We start from the raw sequence: 18,211 nt of genomic DNA, 5'->3' as shown, positions 1-18,211 counted from the left end.
ACTCAAAGGAAAAAGCCCTTTCCGAAGAAAGGGCTGTCTAGCTTAAGGCACAACATCAATTTTATTTTTTGTTGCCCCTACGGCACGCCAATAAGGCACATACATTGACTCAACTTGCGGTGGCGGTACTTGATAACTCCCCGGAGTTACCGCTCTTGCTAAGTAAAGTAATGTCGTAGGACGATATTTATCAACCGCTATTGCAGCAACAAAACGATCATCACGATATTCAAGATGTTTTATATTGGCTTGTCCCATATCATCAATAAACTCCTGCAAATCAGCAGCGCTATCGCTTAAGCTTGCGCTACTTGATGCTAAGTTTTGATTTTCAATTTCAAGCCCCGCAGGTAATAGATCAACCACTAAGGCATCAGGTACATCTCTATTAGCTGAAACCTCTAATTTTACCACCAGCATTTCACCACTTTGTAAGCGATTAGGATCGACTCGATTGCCTTTTAGATCGTAATAACTACGATTGATCTTCAATACATTGCTATAAGGCGCTGGGGCAACTTTTGGATATCCGACAACATTCATTCGAGAGTAAATGGTTGTACCACCTTGGTTGTTTAGTTCTAAACCTTCTTGCAATTGTGTTGCTGTCAATGCTTCATTAACTGCGCGATCACTACTCATTGCTGGCACTTGACGATTAATGGTTACTTCCCAAGGCTTCTCTGCCATATCAATAAAGAAACGACCAGCAAGGTATAGTGAGTTACTCTCCTGTGTAGAGAACCATTCACGCCCTGTTAAGTTATCAGATAATGTAATAACACTGGCATCACGAGTTTGAGTTTCCAAATTGTTTTCACTGAGTAGCGCAATAATCAACGCTTGGTCACGAATAGTACTGCCGTAATCACCTAAACCGTAATTATATTTACGTGGCATGGTGACACCTTCAGCAATCAGGCTTTCAGCACGAGAGTTATCCCCCATCAATTTCAAAGCAACACCTAACTGAACAAGCGCTAAACCACTACCCGCTTGATTACGTTCTAGATATAAACGGCGCAATTCTCCCAAAGGGGCTTTTTGCTGATTAGCCAGAACTAAAGCTGCATATGCTCTTGCTGAGAATCGAGCCGCATCTTGGTTAACCACATACTCTTCATTAACAATGCTTTTATCTTGTAAATAACGTAGTAGACGATCATTTGCCCGTTTTAATGCCTCAGTAGGAACTTCGTAACCTTGTTGAGACGCTCTAAATAAGAAATCTGTTGCATACGCCGTTAACCAAAACTCTTCACGCCCACCTTGAGCCCACAAGGCAAATCCTCCTTCGGATTTTTGCATTGTTAAGATATGAGCAATCCCTTTTTCTATGGCTTCTTTTCTTTGCATATCTGTTTGTGTTTTGATCCCCAATTGTTTCAACTCTTTCTCTGTTGAATACAAGGATGGATATAATCCACTAACAGTTTGCTCAAGACATCCATAAGGATATGCAAATAACTCTCTAACATAACGCGCTACCTGTAACGGAGGGCGACTGGTAAGTAATAATTCCCCCTCAAGCGTTGAGCGATTAAATTGATTTAATGCTTCGTTTGGTAGGCGCCAAGACTCACCATCTGCTAATGTATTGGCGTAATGTATTGTCTCAGCAGGATACGCAGGGCGTACACCTATTTTCCAAGTATTTTGATAAGGTTTTATCTCTTCATTAGGTACTTTAATACCATAAATAGACAGGGAAAATTCTCCTTAGCCAAATCCATGTTTTGCCGTAATAGGGATTTGAACTTGAGTTCGTTCACCTTTCGATAATGAAACGGTTTTACTATCGACACCCGCTAAATCAACTAATCCTGATGCCGTATAATTTAACGTAATAGATTGTGGTGCATCCGTTAAGTTAGTTAAATCTAATGACAGTAACGCATCATCTCCCCCAGCCATAAAGCGTGGTAATGAGAGTTGAGTAACTAATGGCGCGGCAACAACAACTTTACCTTCTTGGCTACCAAATTTATCGGCAGTCCATGCTTGAGCCATAAGGCGGACTTCACCATTAAACTCAGGTATAGGTAAAGAAACCTCACCTTCACCTTGTGCATTTAATTTTACAGGTGTTGCTTGTTGAGCAATGATTTGCACATCTGTTAATGGTTTTTTACCACCACGAGATAATGCGCTTTCTTCGCTTCCATCACCACCAAAACGTAGGTTGGCTAAACGCCCTTCACCTTCAATTAACTGACCATAAACATCGTATTGATCAACGCTATAACGCTTACGACCAAAGAAAGCTTCGTACGGATCAGGCGTTTTATAGTCGGTAATATTTAAGACACCTGTATCAACTGCAGACACTAATACATTGATGTTTTCCGGCAATGGCTGGCCTGCAACGGGCTTAGCTTTAATCCGAATTTTTAGATCTTGATTTGGACGAATTTTTTCAGGTGCATCCAGTGCAATATCTATACGGCGATTGTTATCTTGTAGTGGTAAATGCAAAATACCTACTGCACGTTTTACCGTCGCTTGTTTGGATGTATCCCCCGGTCTTACCACCACCGAAGTCAAATATAAATCGTGTCTTGCCCACTCTTTATTAATAGGTACTTCAACATCAAGCCCTTTTTCAGGTACATCAACCTCTTGCCACCATAGTGGCCCATCACTCGATTCTAATAACACATAACCTTTGCCAGGATGAGGGGCTGCAATATTGAGTTTGACTTTTTCACCCGGTAAGTAACTCTCTTTATCTAATTTTAATTTAACTTGATCAGGTCTTACCGCCCCGGTTCCGCCAGTATTATCCATCCAAGAATAGCCCGCCCAAAAACGTAAGCTACTGACAAGTTCTGTTTTAGGATCGACCACTTCTATACGATAAGAGCCCCATTCAACAGGGAAAGCCACTTTTGCGGTACCATCTTTAGCTATTTTGATAGTCTGCTCATCCATTTGCAGATCTTTTTGATTGTAGCCAGACTCCCAACCATTTGAATTAGACCAACGCCAATAATAATCATAACGTTCGTAAATAAATCTTACTTTTAGGTCATCAGCAGGTAATTTTTTACCCTCTTGATCGGTATAAACGATTTCAAACTCCGCCATTGAGTTTTCATCAACACTATAGCCTGATTTATATTTATCATTACGGTAGTCATACACCTCTTTTTTAGCAAAAACAGGGCGAATTCCCGCAAGATGTGTCGCTGGCCATACCGCTTGTTGATAACGGCGAGTAACAGGACGCCCTCCGGCTTCAAGTAAGCTTGCTTGTAAGATAATATTAATCGGTGATTTCACTTCAGCATAACGGTCTTTATCAACCGTTAATGCCCCTTCACCATCCGTATCAAGAGTAAGTTCAAATTCATCTAATAAACGACTTAAATTTTCATCTTTTACGGCACCAAATTCATAACCCGGCAGTTGACTGACTGCTTCTCGCGAAGCTTTTAAGAAAACCTGCCCTTGCAAGCGATTATCTGCTGCCGGTGCACCATAAAGATAACGACCTTTAATATCAAAATAAGCATTATTACCACTGAGTAAAATGCCTTTTTTACCGGTGATCTCTAATGCCATACGCTCAGGCATAAAATCTTCAACTTGGAATTGGTAGAAGCGTGGAGTGCCATCGCCTAAATCAAAACGTAATTTCCGAATACCTGTACTCTCATTTTCAGGGATCATCAGTTTCAACTGATAAAAACCATTTTCAGGTTGCCAAACAAAACTACGGGAAACCTGACCATCCGTTTTTAATAAGTCAACTTTAACAGGTTGCTCTTTAATCGGGTTTCCATCACCATCTCGCAATAAACCATTAATGATTAAGGTTTCGCCGGGGCGGTACAGATCGCGTGGACCAAAGACAAAAAATTGTTTGCTATAACCTTGTGGCCCGCCGATATCAAACTCGGATAAATCAAGAGCTGGTTTACGCAAATCAATCATACTGGTTTGCCCATTACGAATAGCGAGTAATAAACGTGCTTTATCACTCTTTTCTAATGTGGCATGCCCTTGATTATCAGTTTTTGTTTTAGATATTAAATTACCTTTTTCATCTAAAAGACGAATTTCAATATTGTCTAATGCTGCGCCATTTTTCAGGGATTGAGTAAAAATATCTAGCGTATTAAGGTAGCTATGTACTGATAAACCGATATCACTAAAAGTAAATACCGTTGCCGGCATGGTATAGGAGTATTTACCTGCCTGCTGCATTACAGCGATATAGACGCCCTCTTTTTTCAGGGCTTCAATAGATTTGAGTGGTAATAAGACATTTTCACGGGTGTTTTTTTCTGTATCAAGTTCAAAGCGCCCGCTATACACCAAATCCGCTTGTGACAGAAAATCGTCTGATTCCCAATAGTTAATATTAGAGCGGCTTTCCCATTGAGTTAAAAATTGTGTTAACCGATCATCTTTAACTCGAAAAAAGTTAACATCGACTTGTTCGACATTTAATGCGCTAATTGGCAAACCTTCCGTTGCTTCTAACGGTAATAATGAGCCTTTACTGGTAAAGCCAACCGATGGAAAAATCTCTTCTGTAGTAAATTTTTGGCTAAATGGCTCTACTAATTTACGTTCGTTAATTCCTTTAATTTGAGCATCAATAGTCAGGTTTAACTCTGTTGAAGGTGGCAAATGGCGGAATCGTAACTCCATCAGATTATCAGATAGCTCCCAAGCCCCCTCTAATTTACCTTTTTTAGTATCAACAAGACGGATAACATCATCAAATTTCTGATCAGGATCGAGTGGTACTGAAAAAGTCACTACCATAGTACTTGCGCCATCGCGTTGTAATTCAGAGGCATCTAGTACAGTCACCTCTTTACCTGCATAACGACGAGCAAGTTCATTGCGCACTTCTTGGCTAGTTAATGCAGTTTGATTATTCGTTTTGGTTGTAACTGCGGTTTTATCACCAAGTTGTGTTGTCGTTTGTTGCGATGTGCTTTTTTGTTCCGCAACTTGTGTTGGTTGTGAGTTATCACTCGTCGAAGATTGCTCATCTTCTGTTTTGTTATCATCACAGCCTGTTAAAGCTAATGCTGAAGCCAGTACCACTGCAAGTGTACACCAACGGTACCCTCTTTTTTCCGTGTACTGTCTAAATTGATCTCGATTCATATCCATTTCCTTTAATTCAACCCCTGAATTATATGATGTTTTATGCAGGCTATAATAATATACAACGTATTAAGTAAATTAATTATCTAATACTACAGCCTTATTTAGGCTTTACTAATTATTTGTTTGTGCGTTTTTAAGCAAAATAATAGTAAAACAAAGAGTTACATATAAATGCAAACCATTTGCTATTTTAATCATTTTCTTATTATAGGGTAAAAAAAAGCGATATCTGATGAGATATCGCCTAAACAGCAAAAAATTAGGTTAGGTATTCAAATTAACGATTGGAATACCCTTACGAAGAAAGCCCCCTAATTTGCGTTGATAAAAAGGGGTTACATGGTGAGTCATAAAATGACTTACACCTTGCTCATCTTTATTCACAAAACAGAAATCCAGAGATTGTCCTTCTTCTAGATGCTCAAAAGCGGCTTCAGCAGCTTGTGGGAGTATCTGAGCAATAATATTTTCTTCTCCAGTGATTTCTAGCCCAATCAAATAAAATGACTCATCATCACCTTGCTCCAAAGCATTAACAATAAATGCACGACGAATAGGCTTATGTTGACCAAAAAATTCGCTCAATGCTTGTGTTAATTTTTCAGGCTGTGGCTCAAGCACACTCAGTTGTAGAGAAGAACCTTCAACAGCAACAATTTCTTGTACTTCAAATTGTTCAGATACATCCATTACAAACTCCAAATCACATAATGTTTATTATTTTGCTTTTGTTAATAATAAATTAGCGATAGAACGAACACCATATCCTGTTGCCCCAGCAGCCCATTGCTCTACAGATGATTTTCTGTAAGTTGCTGAACAGTCGATATGTACCCAGCCTTTTTTATAATCTTTCACAAAGTGAGAAAGGAAAGCGGCTGCTGTACTTGCGCCTGCGGTATGTGAAGGTGCGGCAATATTGTTGAGATCAGCAAAACTTGATGGTAACTGGCTACGATGGAAATCAGCTAATGGTAAGCGCCAGAACAGTTCATTTTCTTGATCTGCACTTGCTAATAATTCATTCGCTAATTTATCATCAAAACTTAATACAGAGTGATAATCATTACCTACGGCCACTTTAGCTGCACCTGTCAATGTTGCCGCATCGATAATCAATTCAGGGGCAAAGTTGCTAGCATCAATTAAACCATCTGCTAAAACTAAACGACCTTCTGCATCCGTATTCATGATTTCAACGGATTTACCATTACGATAACGGATAATGTCTCCTAACTTAAAGGCATTACCGCTAACCATATTATCAGCAATACATAGCAATAGTTTTACGCGTTTATTTAAACCTCGTGTAATAGCTAAAGCCAAAGCACCAGCTAAGGTTGCAGCACCGCCCATATCCGCTTTCATAGAATTCATGGAAGAAGAAGGTTTGATGCTATATCCGCCTGAATCAAAGGTGATCCCTTTACCAACAAGGCAGGCAAAGATAGGGGCTTCGGCATCTTTAGTTGGATTAAAATCTAATGCTAAATAGACGGGATCACGTGAAGAGCCTCGACCTACAGTATAAATTCCCGCATAGTTCTGATCTCGGAGATCAGCCCCTTTGGTGATTTTATAGCTGATATCTTCTTTATCTAAACCACAAAACAGATCAACAGTACGCTGTGCCAGTTGTTCTGGCCCTAACTCTTCTGCTGGGGTATTTATTGTGTCACGCACCCAATCAACAATGCGGATACGCGACTCTAATTCTTTTTTGTCCGCTTCACTTAATTGTGGCCATTCGATTGAACGTGCGCCTTTAGGTGCTCTAAAACCTAACCAAAACGCCCAACTACGTTCTAAATCCCAGCCGTCACCAACTAGAGCAACATTACGAATACCTTGACCATCAATTTTGCGTCCACCACGCTGAATGGCCCCTAAGCGGTTTTCTTCCGTTAAGTGAACGGTCATGCCAGTTTCGTTAGTGCTAATTAGTGCTTTTTCTCCCCAACATGCTGCTGCAGGTTCATTAGACAGCATGATAGGCATAATTTGTTTATTCATTTATTATCTCACTTATTATTACTGATGGCAGTTAACCTATTCAGACTACCAGATATTTACCTTTTAGCGTGATCAATTTACTGCAAAAAATCAGTCACCACCATTCTCATTAAAGCCTTTTAGCTAATTGCATGTTACTTTACGAGCAATATCCCATAAACAAACGCTGGTTACTCAGTCTTTTGAGGTATTTATTCCTCTTTTAAGGTTAAATCATACTGAGCAATAAAAACAAAAAGACTGGCAATTAACCAGTCTTTCGCATTAATCATTTACTCGATTATTCAAATTCATCAAGCCAAACTAATAAAATTGCTTCAAGAATTTTTTCATTCGATTTTTGTGGATCATCATCAAAATCGTCTAATTGGCAAATCCACTGATGCATATCGGTAAAACGAACGGTTTTTGGATCTGTATCGGGGTAGAGATCATAAAGCGCTTCCCCTATTTCACGTGTATCACTCCATTTCATTTTAAACTCCTAAAATCAGTGTTCTCTCGCATGGTTGATAGAATATTTAGGTATTTCAACGACTAAATCTTCATCAGTTACCTTCGCTTGGCAACTTAAACGACTTTCTGGCTCTAATCCCCACGCTTTATCTAACATATCGTCTTCCAGCTCTGTACTTTCACCAAGAGAGTCAAAACCTTCACGAACGATACAGTGACAAGTGGTACACGCACACGACATTTCACACGCATGTTCAATCTCAATGCCATTACGTAATGCAACATCAAGAATAGACTCACCTTCAGTGGCATCAACAACAGCACCTTCCGGGCAAAGTGTGCTATGGGGTAAAAATACAATTTTAGGCATAGTTATATCTCATCCACAGAATGACCTGCCAACGCTTGACGAATGGAAGTATCCATACGACGCGCAGCAAATTCCTGAGTTTGCTTATCCAGTTGTTTAATGGCGTTTTCAATGGCAACAGGATCTGTTCCCTCAACGCTTTCTATTAAAGTATCTACAACATTATCGATAGCCGTTTTCTCATCTTCAGTTAAGAGATGAGCATCTTCTTGTAATGCTGCGGTTAAACTTTCTAACACGCGAGCGGCTTCGACTTTTTGCTCGGCAAGACGACGAGCTTGTAAATCTTCTTTGGCATTTTCCATTGAAGATTGGATCATATTAGCGATTTCTGTATCACTAAGACCATAAGAAGGTTTTACCTGTACTGAGGCTTCAACACCAGTGGATTTTTCCATCGCACTAACGCTTAATAAACCATCAGCATCCACTTGGAAGGTAACACGTATATGTGCTCCCCCCGCCGCCATTGGTGGAATGCCCCGCAAAGTAAAACGGGCTAATGAGCGACAATCACTCACCATTTCACGTTCACCCTGTACCACATGAACACTCATGGCAGTTTGACCATCTTTAAAAGTGGTAAATTCTTGTGCTCTCGCAACAGGGATAGTGGTATTTCGTGGGATCACTTTTTCAACCAGCCCGCCCATGGTTTCTAAACCTAATGAAAGCGGAATAACATCCAACAAGAGCATTTCGCTATCAGGTTTATTACCCACCAGAATATCTGCTTGAATAGAGGCACCAATAGCGACAACTTTATCAGGGTCAATCGAAGTTAATGGTTCACGTTTAAAATAATCGCCTACCATTTGGCGCACCAGTGGCACGCGTGTTGATCCGCCCACCATAACCACTTCGAGCACCTCATCCACGTCAACATCAGCATCTTTTAATGCTCGACGAACGGATAACAACGTACGTTTAACTAAAGGTTGAATTAATGATTCAAATTCAGCGCGGGTAATTTCCCCTTTCCAACCATTGATATTGATATCAGCCACATCATTATCACTTAAAGCGATTTTAGTTTCTGAGGCAATATCAAGTAATTGACGTTGTAAAATAACATCATTTTGATAGCCAAATCCCGCACGCTCTCTGATCCAGTCGGCTAACATCATATCAAAGTCATCACCGCCTAACGCAGTATCACCACCAGTTGCTAAGACTTCAAACACCCCTTTAGTTAAACGTAAGACAGAGATATCAAAAGTTCCGCCCCCTAAGTCGTAAACGACAATAGTGCCTTCTTTTCCGGAATCTAATCCATAAGCAATCGCGGCAGCAGTAGGTTCATTTAATAAACGTAATACATGTAAACCTGCACGACGTGCTGCTTCTTTAGTGCCTTGACGCTGTGCATCATCAAAATAAGCAGGTACAGTGACAACCACACCATCAAGTTCACCACCTAATGATTGTATTGCACGCTCTGCTAAGGCTTTTAAAATATCCGCAGAAACTTGAATAGGATCGACAATGCCAGCAGGTGTTTTAATTAATGGCAGTCCACTATCATTGTCATGAAAATGGTAAGGGAGGTTAGGATAACGACTGGTTATATCATTTAGCGAGCGCCCCAGCATTCGTTTTATTGAGCTGATAGTATTGGCGGGATCTTTTTCGGCTTCTTGTTTCGCCTGCCAGCCAACATTAATATTATCAACTTGATACTGCACAACAGATGGCAATAAATAGCGACCTTCACTATCAGAAAGCGCTTCAGCTTGCCCACTACGTACAGTGGCAACAAGTGAGTGTGTTGTTCCTAAGTCAATACCCGCAGCTAATCGACGCTGATGTGGCGCAGGTGTTTGTCCTGGCTCGCTAATTTGTAATAATGACATAACAATTTTCCTTAAAAACCATCAAACAAGCGTTCTTCAAGATGCTCGACTTGCTCTTTTAATTTCGCGAGAAAACGTAATTTTCTCACATTGTCTGCGGCAATGTCCCAAGTCTGACTGTCCAGTGTTTTCACCATTTCATCATAGCGTACAGTGTACATTTTCTCTAAGCGCGCAGAAAAATCAGCCAGTAAATTTTCAGCATCAGTACTATGCTCTATATCATCCAGCTCTTCACGAAGCGTAAGCTGCTCCATAAGAAAAGCCGTATCGTGCATCGTTTGTTGCTCATTAGCAATATCGATGCCCTGTAAAGAGAGCATATATTCAGCTCTTGAAAGTGGATTTTTTAAGGTTTGATAAGCCTGATTGATAGTCGAAGCAAACGATAATGCTTGTACTTGCTCTTTGTCAGATTTACCCGCAAAACGATCGGGGTGATATTGACGTTGCATCTCTTGATAACGAGAAGCAAGCTGTTGTTTATCAATATCAAAACGATTAGGCATGCCTAATAGGGTGAAATAGTCCATACTTCTGCTCTTGGATTAATTGATATTAATACCGTGTATAAATATTGATTACACGGTAAAGCTTTCTCCACAACCACATTCGTTAGCCACGTTTGGGTTGTTAAACTTAAAGCCCTCGTTTAATCCTTCTTTAACGAAATCAAGCTCTGTTCCATCTAAATAGACCATGCTTTTACCGTCAATAATAACTTTCACACCTTTATCTTCAAAAACGGTATCTTCGTCATTGATGACATCAGCAAACTCAAGAACATAAGCCATCCCAGAACAGCCTGATGTTCTTACGCCTAAACGCAAACCTTCACCTTTGCCACGATTAGCAAGAAAAGAGCGAACACGGTTAGCAGCGGCTTCTGTAAGGGAAATTGACATGGCACACCTCACTCATAAAGAACGAAAGCGGACACTGAAACATAACCTTCAGCATCCGCCAATATTTTATTTTTTTATTATAACAGGCAATTATTTGCCTTGGCGTTTGCTTTTATAGTCTGCAATCGCGGCTTTTATTGCATCTTCAGCCAGAATTGAACAGTGAATTTTCACTGGTGGTAATTCTAACTCTTCAGCAATTGCGGTATTTTTAATCGCTTCTGCTTCATCTAAGGTTTTACCTTTCATCCATTCGGTAACCAAAGAGCTTGATGCAATCGCTGAGCCACAACCATAAGTTTTAAAACGTGCATCTTCAATTACACCGTTATCATCAACTTTGATTTGTAGCTTCATGACGTCACCACAAGCTGGTGCGCCTACCATACCGCTCCCCACTGTAGGGTCGTTGTTATCAAATGAACCCACATTACGAGGATTTTCATAATGATCAATTACTTTATCGCTATAAGCCATGATTTAACTCCTGAAAACGTCTGATTAATGGTGAGACCATTCGATACTGTTGATATCAACGCCTTGTTTATGCATTTCCCAAAGTGGAGAAAGATCACGTAAGCGACCAATTGCACTGTGAATTTGTTCAATTGCATAATCGATTTCTTCTTCAGTGGTGAAACGACCTAAAGAGAAACGAATAGAACTATGTGCTAATTCATCGGTTAATCCTAAAGCACGTAGTACATAAGAAGGCTCTAAACTTGCTGATGTACAGGCTGAACCTGAAGATACAGCAAGATCTTTCAGTGCCATCATTAATGATTCACCTTCAACATAGTTGAAGCTGACATTAAGAATATTTGGCGCTGTATGTTCTAAAGAACCATTGATATACACTTCTTCAATATCTTTGATGCCATTCCATAAACGTAAACGTAATTCATTTAAACGTTTAGTTTCATCAGCCATTTCTTCTTTCAATATACGGTAAGCTTCACCCATACCCACAATTTGGTGAACGGCTAATGTACCTGAACGCATACCACGCTCATGCCCACCACCATGCATTTGTGCCTCTAAGCGAATGCGTGGTTTACGGCGAACATAAAGCGCACCAATACCCATAGGTCCGTAAACTTTATGTGCAGAAAGAGAAAGTAAATCGACTTTTAATTTGGAGAGATCGATTGGTAATTTACCGACGCTTTGCGTTGCGTCAACGTGGTAAATAATGCCTTTGCTACGGCATAATTCACCAATAGCAGCAATATCTTGCACCACACCAATTTCATTATTCACGTGCATGATAGAAACTAAAATAGTGTCATCACGCATAGCGGCTTCGAGTTCTTTCAAATCAATTAAGCCATCGCTTTTTGGTGCTAAGTAGGTCACTTCAAAACCTTCACGCTCAAGCTGACGACAAGTATCTAAAATCGCTTTATGCTCAGTTTTTGATGTGATGATGTGCTTACCTTTTTTCTGATAAAAGTTTGCAACACCTTTTAGTGCCAAGTTATCTGCTTCAGTTGCCCCTGAGGTGAAAACAATTTCACGAGGATCAGCACCAATAAGATCAGCAATCTGATTACGAGCGATATCGATCGCTTCTTCAGCTTGCCATCCAAAACGGTGCGAACGAGAGGCTGGGTTACCAAAAATGCCGTCAATAGTCAGGCATTGCATCATTTTTTCAGCAACTCGAGGATCAACGGGTGTGGTTGCTGAATAATCTAGATAAATGGGTAATTTCATTGCTCACTAACTCCAAAGACGACAGATCTTCTTTAATAATTTTGTTTTGTTTGCCTAGAGATCGCCGTTAAACTCGCATATTAACAATGGTTTCTTGTAAACGACCATTGATAGCATGACGTTTTTCATTGTCTTGACGATCAGCGACATCCATAACCTCTTCGTTATTAACTAACTCTTCAAGGCTAATGCTGCTAAGGAAACTGGTAATACGATCACTTAAATCACGCCACAAAGTATGAGTCAGGCAACGATCGCCACCTTGACATCCTTCTTTATTACCCTGACAACGGGTAGCATCAACAGATTCATCAACTGCTGAAATGACTTGAGCAACAAAAATTTGCCCCGCTTCACGACCGAGTAAATAACCACCACCCGGGCCACGCACACTTGCGACTAATTCATTTTTACGTAAACGTGAAAAAAGCTGCTCAAGGTAAGAAAGGGAAATCCCTTGACGCTCAGAAATATCAGCGAGGGGGACAGGGCCTTGCTGCGAATGCAATGCAACATCAAGCATAGCAGTAACTGCATAACGCCCTTTTGATGTCAGTCTCATAACAAATACTCCGTGGTGAACAATAGTCAAATTGTGTCATTCCTGAGTAATTTAGTCAACTATTTATCTGAGTGTTTTAGTCAGGTATTAAGCTCAGCAACAATGACGCATGTTAATCAACTTAATCCTTTATTTCTTAGCCCATTTTTCAACGGATGTTAAAATACCACGTAAGATATGAAGCTCTTGTGTTTCTGGACGTGCGCGTGTAAACAAACGGCGTAAACGACTCATCACTTGTCCTGGATGTTTAGGACGAATAAAACCAGACTCATTAAGTACCTGCTCTAAGTGAACATAAAAGCGTTCAATATCTTCAGCGGGTGGATAATCAATCTCTGATGAAGCATTTTCCTCTTGTTTTTCCTGTTGAGCAAGTGCAGCCATGCGAATTTCATAACAAACAAGTTGCACCGCCATCGCTAAGTTTAAAGAGCCATATTCAGGGTTGGTAGGAATATAGAGGTGGTAATCACATTTTTGTAATTCTTCATTAGTTAAGCCTGTGCGTTCACGGCCAAAGATCACCGCAACGGGCTTATTTGCTGCCTCTTTTACGCAACGTTCACCACATTCACGAGGTGCTAGCATTGGCCAAGAGAGCGTACGATTACGCGCACTTGTTCCAATCACTAACCCACAGCCTTCAATGGCATCATCAATAGTATCAACAATATGAGCATTGCCAATAACATCGCTTGCCCCTGCTGATAAGGCTATAGAGTGAGAGTCGGGTTTTTCTTTAGGATTAACAAAATAAAGATTCGTTAATCCCATGGTTTTCATAGCACGAGCTGTCGAGCCCATATTGCCTGTATGTGAAGTTTCGACAAGGATAATGCGAATATTTTCTAACATTGATTTCTAACTAATTGTTTTATGATCCATCTATTTTATCACAAATGTAGCCAAAAACGCGAACGCCTGTTATACTTCGCCTCGTTTTTTATCCCCGTTCTTTAACATCTTGTGGAAGATAACCATGCATCCGATGCTGAATATTGCCATACGTGCTGCACGTAAGGCTGGTAATTTAATCGCCAAAAATTACGAAAATCCTGAATCTGTAGAAACGAGCCAGAAAGGTAGCAATGATTTTGTCACTAATGTTGATCGCGAAGCGGAACAGGCAATCATTGAAATCATTCGTAAATCTTATCCAAAACACACCATTATTACGGAAGAAAGTGGCGAGTTACTCGGTGAAGATCACGATATCCAATGGGTTATAGATCCACTTGATGGCACCACTAACTTTATTAAACGCCTACCACATTTTTCTGTTTCTATCGCTGTACGTATCAAAGGTCGCACAGAAGTTGCTGTGGTTTACGATCCTATGCGTAACGAACTTTTCTCAGCTGTTCGTGGTCAAGGTGCACAATTAAATGGTTACCGCCTCCGTGGCTCTAATGCACGTGATTTAGATGGTGCTGTTTTAGCAACTGGTTTCCCATTCAAAGCAAAACAACATTCAGCAGCTTATATGAATATGCTGACTAAACTGTTTGTACCATGCGCTGATTTTCGTCGCACAGGTTCAGCAGCATTAGATTTAGCTTATGTTGCCGCGGGTCGTGTGGATGGCTTCTTTGAAATTGGTTTAAAACCTTGGGATTTCTTAGCAGGTGAACTTATTGCTCGTGAAGCGGGTGCAATTGTATCTGACTTTACTGGTAATCACGGCTATCTACAAACTGGTAATATTGTTGCGGGTAATCCTCGAGTTGTCCGAGCATTATTGGCAGAAATTCGTAGCGAATTAACTGATGCTTTAAAACGTTAATTGATACGAATAACAATAAAATATAAAAAAACTATCTTATAAATGATCCCCAATAGTTGGACAGCCAATTACTGGGGGTCTTTTTTATTGCCTATGCGTTTTCAATTAAAAGGGCATTTACTGAAAGTTGGCTAATTTCTTGTGCAATCTTATCTAATAGTTGTGATGTTATCTCTTGCTTATTAACACGTAATAGAAAAGCTTTTCTTGCAATGACAAACCCTAATATCTGACCAATAAGAGCATGAGCACGAATAGTGATTGTTACTTCATCACTCTTTGTATCCATTAATCCAACTAAACGAGAAAGACGAAGATGAAAAGGCTCAATCAGATTACTATAAATAAGATCGTAATTTTCCGTCGGTTCTAACTGTTCACGTAGAATCAACTGACTGTAATAATGGCGTTTTGGTGATAATAATGCACGAGCTAAACCTGTAACTAGTAATAGAACTAATTCAGCCACTTTTTCATTTTTATAAGGTCGGTTTTCTTTCAATAAAAACTGAAGCTTATTATCAAATTGGTCAAACTGAATTTCAGAGGCTAATTCTGTAGCAATATATCGGATCACTGCTGTATAAACCCCTAATTTTCCGCCAAAATGGTAAGGTATTGCTGATTGATTAACACCAGCATCTTGCGCAAGTTGTCGCGTTCTCAATCCACTGATCCCATGTAGTGCAAAAAGCCTAATACCTTCTTGCACTAATTTCTCTTGAGTTTGTTCTGTACTTACTGCAGTTTTACTGGTGTTTTTCATTATAATCAACTAGTTACTATTAGGACTATATATCTGCCCGCATTAATTGTGTTGAGTTAGAATTTAACTCAATCCCTTTGCTTTTGCCAACCACAACAGTGCCACCTAAATTACATAAGTGGTGGCCGAAGCCACAATTAGGCTCAAAAGCAAATGTCATACCTTCTTGTAATACCAATTCTCTCCCTGGATTAGGTAATCGCTCAATTTGTTTATAACGATGAGCAAGAGGTAATGATTCAATACCTGGCGCTGTGCCAAAGCCGATTGGACCATAAGGATTAATACTGTGAATAAGTGGATGAACATGCCATCCCCCTGATTCTAATAGTGGTTTTTCCATTAAATCAACGACTTCACCAAAGGTTATCCCTGCTTTTAAATGTTCAACGCCAATTTCATAGCATTCACGTGCAACTAATGCTGCTTTTTCTAAGTTTTCGTGAATTTTACCTACAGCAACCGCCGCTTGATGTTGCGTTTCATACATTCCATATAAAGCAAAAATCTCTGATAATATAATATCACCCATTTGAATTTCACGAGGTGCTTGTGAGCGATATTGCCAAACAGGAGGCCCCCAACCGATATACTCAGATCCTGATCCCATTAAAATTTCAGCGGTAAATCCACCCCTTGATAAACAAGTGGCAGTAATTGCGGCCGCAAGCTCCGCCTCTGTTGCACCAGGCCTTGCAGTCACTCGCATTGCCTCGCTCATTGCTTCACCAATGGCGGCAGCATATCTTACATGAGCGAGCTCTTCTTCACTTTTAACTGATGCCCGTCTAAAGAAATCACGATACACACTGCTAAATTTTGCATAAGGAAATGCTTCCTTAATACCATTTAGAGTATTAAATGGCATTGCACCATCAAAATAAAATGGGGGATAAGGTTCTAAGCCAATAATACCAATATGTGCATTTTGTTGTACTCCCATCTCTTTTAGAAAATGAGCAATACTACGCCCTGTTTTTCCTACAACAAGATTATCTTCATCAATCCACTGCAAATCACCACGTAGTTTTGCCTGCATATGATCAGCTATCATCATTGGTGCAAAAGTAACTATCAATGGTTTCTTATCTTCATGAAAAATAACAACCGATCCTAATCTGTCATTTGTAAAATAGTGGTCAATACAAAACGGTGCAGGTGCCGCCGATTCTCTATCACCATAAATAATTAATGTATCTAATTGGTTATCTCTCATAATGTCTCTAGCTAACTGCCAGCGTCGGTCTCTTTCTTGTAAAGAAAAACTAGCTGGGAGCACTGATTTACTTTTCATAGTAATACCTTCTTCTATTCATTCATTTGAATGAATTAAATTTAGCTTTAATATTTAAAATGATCAATCGTTTGGTTGATCAAAAAATGCGCTTTAAAAAATAAAAAGAAAAAAACCTGTAATATCAAAAGGTATTACAGGCTTAGACGTTTATGAAAAATAGGAAATAAAAAGATTAAGTATTTTGCGGTTGTACTTTCGGTCTAATAAACATTGCAGGAATAGTTAATGCCGCCATCAACCAGAAAATGAGGTATTCTTGGTTAGGGAGTTTTTCATATAACCATCCCGATACAATCGTCATAATAGCGATACTTCCCCCCATTGCTAGAGCAGAATAAACCGCTTGTAAACGAATAATTTCATGCTCTTGACGTGCAGTAATAAAACGCATTGCCGCTAAATGGCATACGGTAAATGTGCCACTATGCAAAATTTGTACAATAATAAGTGCCGGTAATGCTGTAAAACTGCCCATCATCCCCCAGCGCAATAGCCCTGCAAATGCTGAAAGTAATAATAAGTTTCGAGCACTCCAACGGCGGAATAAACGACGGCTAAACATAAAGACAACCACTTCAGCAACTACGCCTAAGGACCAAAGATAACCAATCGTTGCTGTATCATAGCCTGCTTTTTCCCAATAGAGTGCGCTAAAACCGTAATAAGCAGCATGAGCACCTTGTAGTAAAGAAACACATAATAGAAAACGCCAGACTGGGCCATCTGAAATCAGTTTCATAAATGAAACATGATGGTGTTCCGCTTTTTTGACCTTACCTTGGGGCATGATTTTCGGACGTAACATTGAGGTAAGGAATAATGCAAGAGTACTGGCAATCAATCCATAAAGAATAATCGGGTGTCCAAAAGCATCAATCAATATCCCCAATAATGAGGAACTAATAATAAATGCAATAGATCCCCAAACCCGAATTTTTCCATAATCTAAAGGAAATTGTTTTTGCCATGTTCCCGCAAGTGAATCTCCCAAAGGCACCATGGGTGCAAAAAAAACGTTAAATCCGGTCATTACCAAAAAGAGCCAAGCCCAATGAGTGCCCAACATAAATGCAACGGTAAATAGGAGAGATAAAAAAGCAAAAAGTCGTAGTGCAGTAATGAGCTTTGATGGATCTTTTACAGCCGGCGTTAAAATCAAGCTTCCTACAAAACGAGCGGTTAAGCCCACCCCAAGTAGTAAGCCTATCATCGCAGGATCAACCCCCTCGCCTTTTAACCAGATAGACCAAAAAGGCAAGAAAATACCATATGAGAAAAAATACGTAAAATAATCTAAGGCAAGCCACAGTGTTGATGGAATAACCATCCAACCCCCCATTTTTAACATGCAAAAAAA

At 39.9% G+C, this 18,211-nt stretch carries 15 protein-coding genes and 1 pseudogene; 1 reads left to right on the top strand and 15 read right to left on the bottom strand.

Features of this window, described 5'->3' with window-relative positions; all coding sequences use genetic code 11:
- Positions 1-42: 42 nt before the first annotated feature.
- The 12 genes and pseudogenes from ACYUCW_RS04880 to trmJ all read right to left on the bottom strand — a co-directional run bounded on the left by ACYUCW_RS04880 (position 43) and on the right by trmJ (position 13,863).
- Positions 43-5,127: pseudogene (locus ACYUCW_RS04880) on the bottom strand (alpha-2-macroglobulin family protein).
- A 267-nt stretch (positions 5,128-5,394) separates the two neighbouring features.
- A complete protein-coding gene (locus tag ACYUCW_RS04875; RefSeq protein WP_004248435.1) occupies positions 5,395-5,820 on the bottom strand; it encodes an enhanced serine sensitivity protein SseB C-terminal domain-containing protein in 426 nt (141 codons plus the stop codon).
- Between the two features lie 27 nt (positions 5,821-5,847).
- On the bottom strand, positions 5,848-7,143 hold the full coding sequence (gene pepB, locus ACYUCW_RS04870; RefSeq protein ID WP_004243837.1) for an aminopeptidase PepB: 1,296 nt from the start codon (positions 7,141-7,143) through the stop codon (positions 5,848-5,850).
- A 280-nt stretch (positions 7,144-7,423) separates the two neighbouring features.
- Complete coding sequence (gene iscX, locus ACYUCW_RS04865; protein WP_004243841.1) at positions 7,424-7,618, bottom strand: Fe-S cluster assembly protein IscX; 195 nt, start codon at positions 7,616-7,618, stop codon at positions 7,424-7,426.
- A gap of 15 nt (positions 7,619-7,633) precedes the next feature.
- Complete coding sequence (gene fdx / locus ACYUCW_RS04860) at positions 7,634-7,969, bottom strand: ISC system 2Fe-2S type ferredoxin (RefSeq protein ID WP_460408246.1); 336 nt, start codon at positions 7,967-7,969, stop codon at positions 7,634-7,636.
- 2 nt (positions 7,970-7,971) lie between these two features.
- Entirely contained in the window at positions 7,972-9,822 is a 1,851-nt protein-coding gene (hscA, locus tag ACYUCW_RS04855; RefSeq protein WP_004243843.1) for a Fe-S protein assembly chaperone HscA, read from the bottom strand.
- A gap of 11 nt (positions 9,823-9,833) precedes the next feature.
- Positions 9,834-10,355, bottom strand: coding sequence for a co-chaperone HscB (gene hscB, locus ACYUCW_RS04850; protein WP_036905329.1), 522 nt, complete (start codon positions 10,353-10,355; stop codon positions 9,834-9,836).
- Between the two features lie 48 nt (positions 10,356-10,403).
- The gene (gene iscA, locus ACYUCW_RS04845; RefSeq protein ID WP_004243846.1) at positions 10,404-10,727 is read right to left on the bottom strand and encodes an iron-sulfur cluster assembly protein IscA; all 324 of its coding nucleotides are present in this window, start codon (positions 10,725-10,727) and stop codon (positions 10,404-10,406) included.
- Between the two features lie 90 nt (positions 10,728-10,817).
- Positions 10,818-11,204, bottom strand: coding sequence for a Fe-S cluster assembly scaffold IscU (gene iscU / locus ACYUCW_RS04840; RefSeq protein ID WP_004243847.1), 387 nt, complete (start codon positions 11,202-11,204; stop codon positions 10,818-10,820).
- Between the two features lie 24 nt (positions 11,205-11,228).
- A complete protein-coding gene (locus tag ACYUCW_RS04835) occupies positions 11,229-12,443 on the bottom strand; it encodes an IscS subfamily cysteine desulfurase (RefSeq protein ID WP_004243849.1) in 1,215 nt (404 codons plus the stop codon).
- Between the two features lie 67 nt (positions 12,444-12,510).
- A complete protein-coding gene (gene iscR / locus ACYUCW_RS04830; RefSeq protein WP_004248437.1) occupies positions 12,511-13,005 on the bottom strand; it encodes a Fe-S cluster assembly transcriptional regulator IscR in 495 nt (164 codons plus the stop codon).
- 129 nt (positions 13,006-13,134) lie between these two features.
- A complete protein-coding gene (gene trmJ / locus ACYUCW_RS04825; RefSeq protein ID WP_004243854.1) occupies positions 13,135-13,863 on the bottom strand; it encodes a tRNA (cytosine(32)/uridine(32)-2'-O)-methyltransferase TrmJ in 729 nt (242 codons plus the stop codon).
- Positions 13,864-13,987: 124 nt separating this feature from the next.
- Between trmJ and suhB the strand changes: the two genes are divergently transcribed.
- On the top strand, positions 13,988-14,791 hold the full coding sequence (suhB, locus tag ACYUCW_RS04820; protein ID WP_004243855.1) for an inositol-1-monophosphatase: 804 nt from the start codon (positions 13,988-13,990) through the stop codon (positions 14,789-14,791).
- 91 nt (positions 14,792-14,882) lie between these two features.
- Here suhB and ACYUCW_RS04815 read toward each other — a convergent pair whose 3' ends face one another.
- From ACYUCW_RS04815 to ACYUCW_RS04805, 3 genes are all read right to left on the bottom strand, one after another.
- Entirely contained in the window at positions 14,883-15,557 is a 675-nt protein-coding gene (locus ACYUCW_RS04815; protein ID WP_049207648.1) for a CerR family C-terminal domain-containing protein, read from the bottom strand.
- A 25-nt stretch (positions 15,558-15,582) separates the two neighbouring features.
- Positions 15,583-16,851 (bottom strand): M24 family metallopeptidase, encoded by a 1,269-nt coding sequence (locus tag ACYUCW_RS04810; protein WP_163748146.1) that lies wholly within the window; start codon positions 16,849-16,851, stop codon positions 15,583-15,585.
- Between the two features lie 175 nt (positions 16,852-17,026).
- Complete coding sequence (locus tag ACYUCW_RS04805) at positions 17,027-18,202, bottom strand: 3-phenylpropionate MFS transporter (protein WP_017627964.1); 1,176 nt, start codon at positions 18,200-18,202, stop codon at positions 17,027-17,029.
- Positions 18,203-18,211 lie beyond the last annotated feature (9 nt).

This window comes from Proteus sp. MB838 (assembly GCF_054767435.1).
Note: the sequence above shows the minus strand (reverse complement) of the source record. Positions and strands in the feature narration are given on the sequence as shown.

What these genes read in the sequence shown, in the direction of transcription:
- ACYUCW_RS04875 (WP_004248435.1), bottom strand. Translation starts at nt 5,820, where the DNA reads ATGGATGTATCTGAACAATTTGAAGTACAAGAAATTGTTGCTGTTGAA.
- pepB (WP_004243837.1), bottom strand. Translation starts at nt 7,143, where the DNA reads ATGAATAAACAAATTATGCCTATCATGCTGTCTAATGAACCTGCAGCA.
- iscX (WP_004243841.1), bottom strand. Translation starts at nt 7,618, where the DNA reads ATGAAATGGAGTGATACACGTGAAATAGGGGAAGCGCTTTATGATCTC.
- fdx (WP_460408246.1), bottom strand. Translation starts at nt 7,969, where the DNA reads ATGCCTAAAATTGTATTTTTACCCCATAGCACACTTTGCCCGGAAGGT.
- hscA (WP_004243843.1), bottom strand. Translation starts at nt 9,822, where the DNA reads ATGTCATTATTACAAATTAGCGAGCCAGGACAAACACCTGCGCCACAT.
- hscB (WP_036905329.1), bottom strand. Translation starts at nt 10,355, where the DNA reads ATGGACTATTTCACCCTATTAGGCATGCCTAATCGTTTTGATATTGAT.
- iscA (WP_004243846.1), bottom strand. Translation starts at nt 10,727, where the DNA reads ATGTCAATTTCCCTTACAGAAGCCGCTGCTAACCGTGTTCGCTCTTTT.
- iscU (WP_004243847.1), bottom strand. Translation starts at nt 11,204, where the DNA reads ATGGCTTATAGCGATAAAGTAATTGATCATTATGAAAATCCTCGTAAT.
- ACYUCW_RS04835 (WP_004243849.1), bottom strand. Translation starts at nt 12,443, where the DNA reads ATGAAATTACCCATTTATCTAGATTATTCAGCAACCACACCCGTTGAT.
- iscR (WP_004248437.1), bottom strand. Translation starts at nt 13,005, where the DNA reads ATGAGACTGACATCAAAAGGGCGTTATGCAGTTACTGCTATGCTTGAT.
- trmJ (WP_004243854.1), bottom strand. Translation starts at nt 13,863, where the DNA reads ATGTTAGAAAATATTCGCATTATCCTTGTCGAAACTTCACATACAGGC.
- suhB (WP_004243855.1), top strand. Translation starts at nt 13,988, where the DNA reads ATGCATCCGATGCTGAATATTGCCATACGTGCTGCACGTAAGGCTGGT.
- ACYUCW_RS04815 (WP_049207648.1), bottom strand. Translation starts at nt 15,557, where the DNA reads ATGAAAAACACCAGTAAAACTGCAGTAAGTACAGAACAAACTCAAGAG.
- ACYUCW_RS04810 (WP_163748146.1), bottom strand. Translation starts at nt 16,851, where the DNA reads ATGAAAAGTAAATCAGTGCTCCCAGCTAGTTTTTCTTTACAAGAAAGA.
- ACYUCW_RS04805 (WP_017627964.1), bottom strand. Translation starts at nt 18,202, where the DNA reads ATGTTAAAAATGGGGGGTTGGATGGTTATTCCATCAACACTGTGGCTT.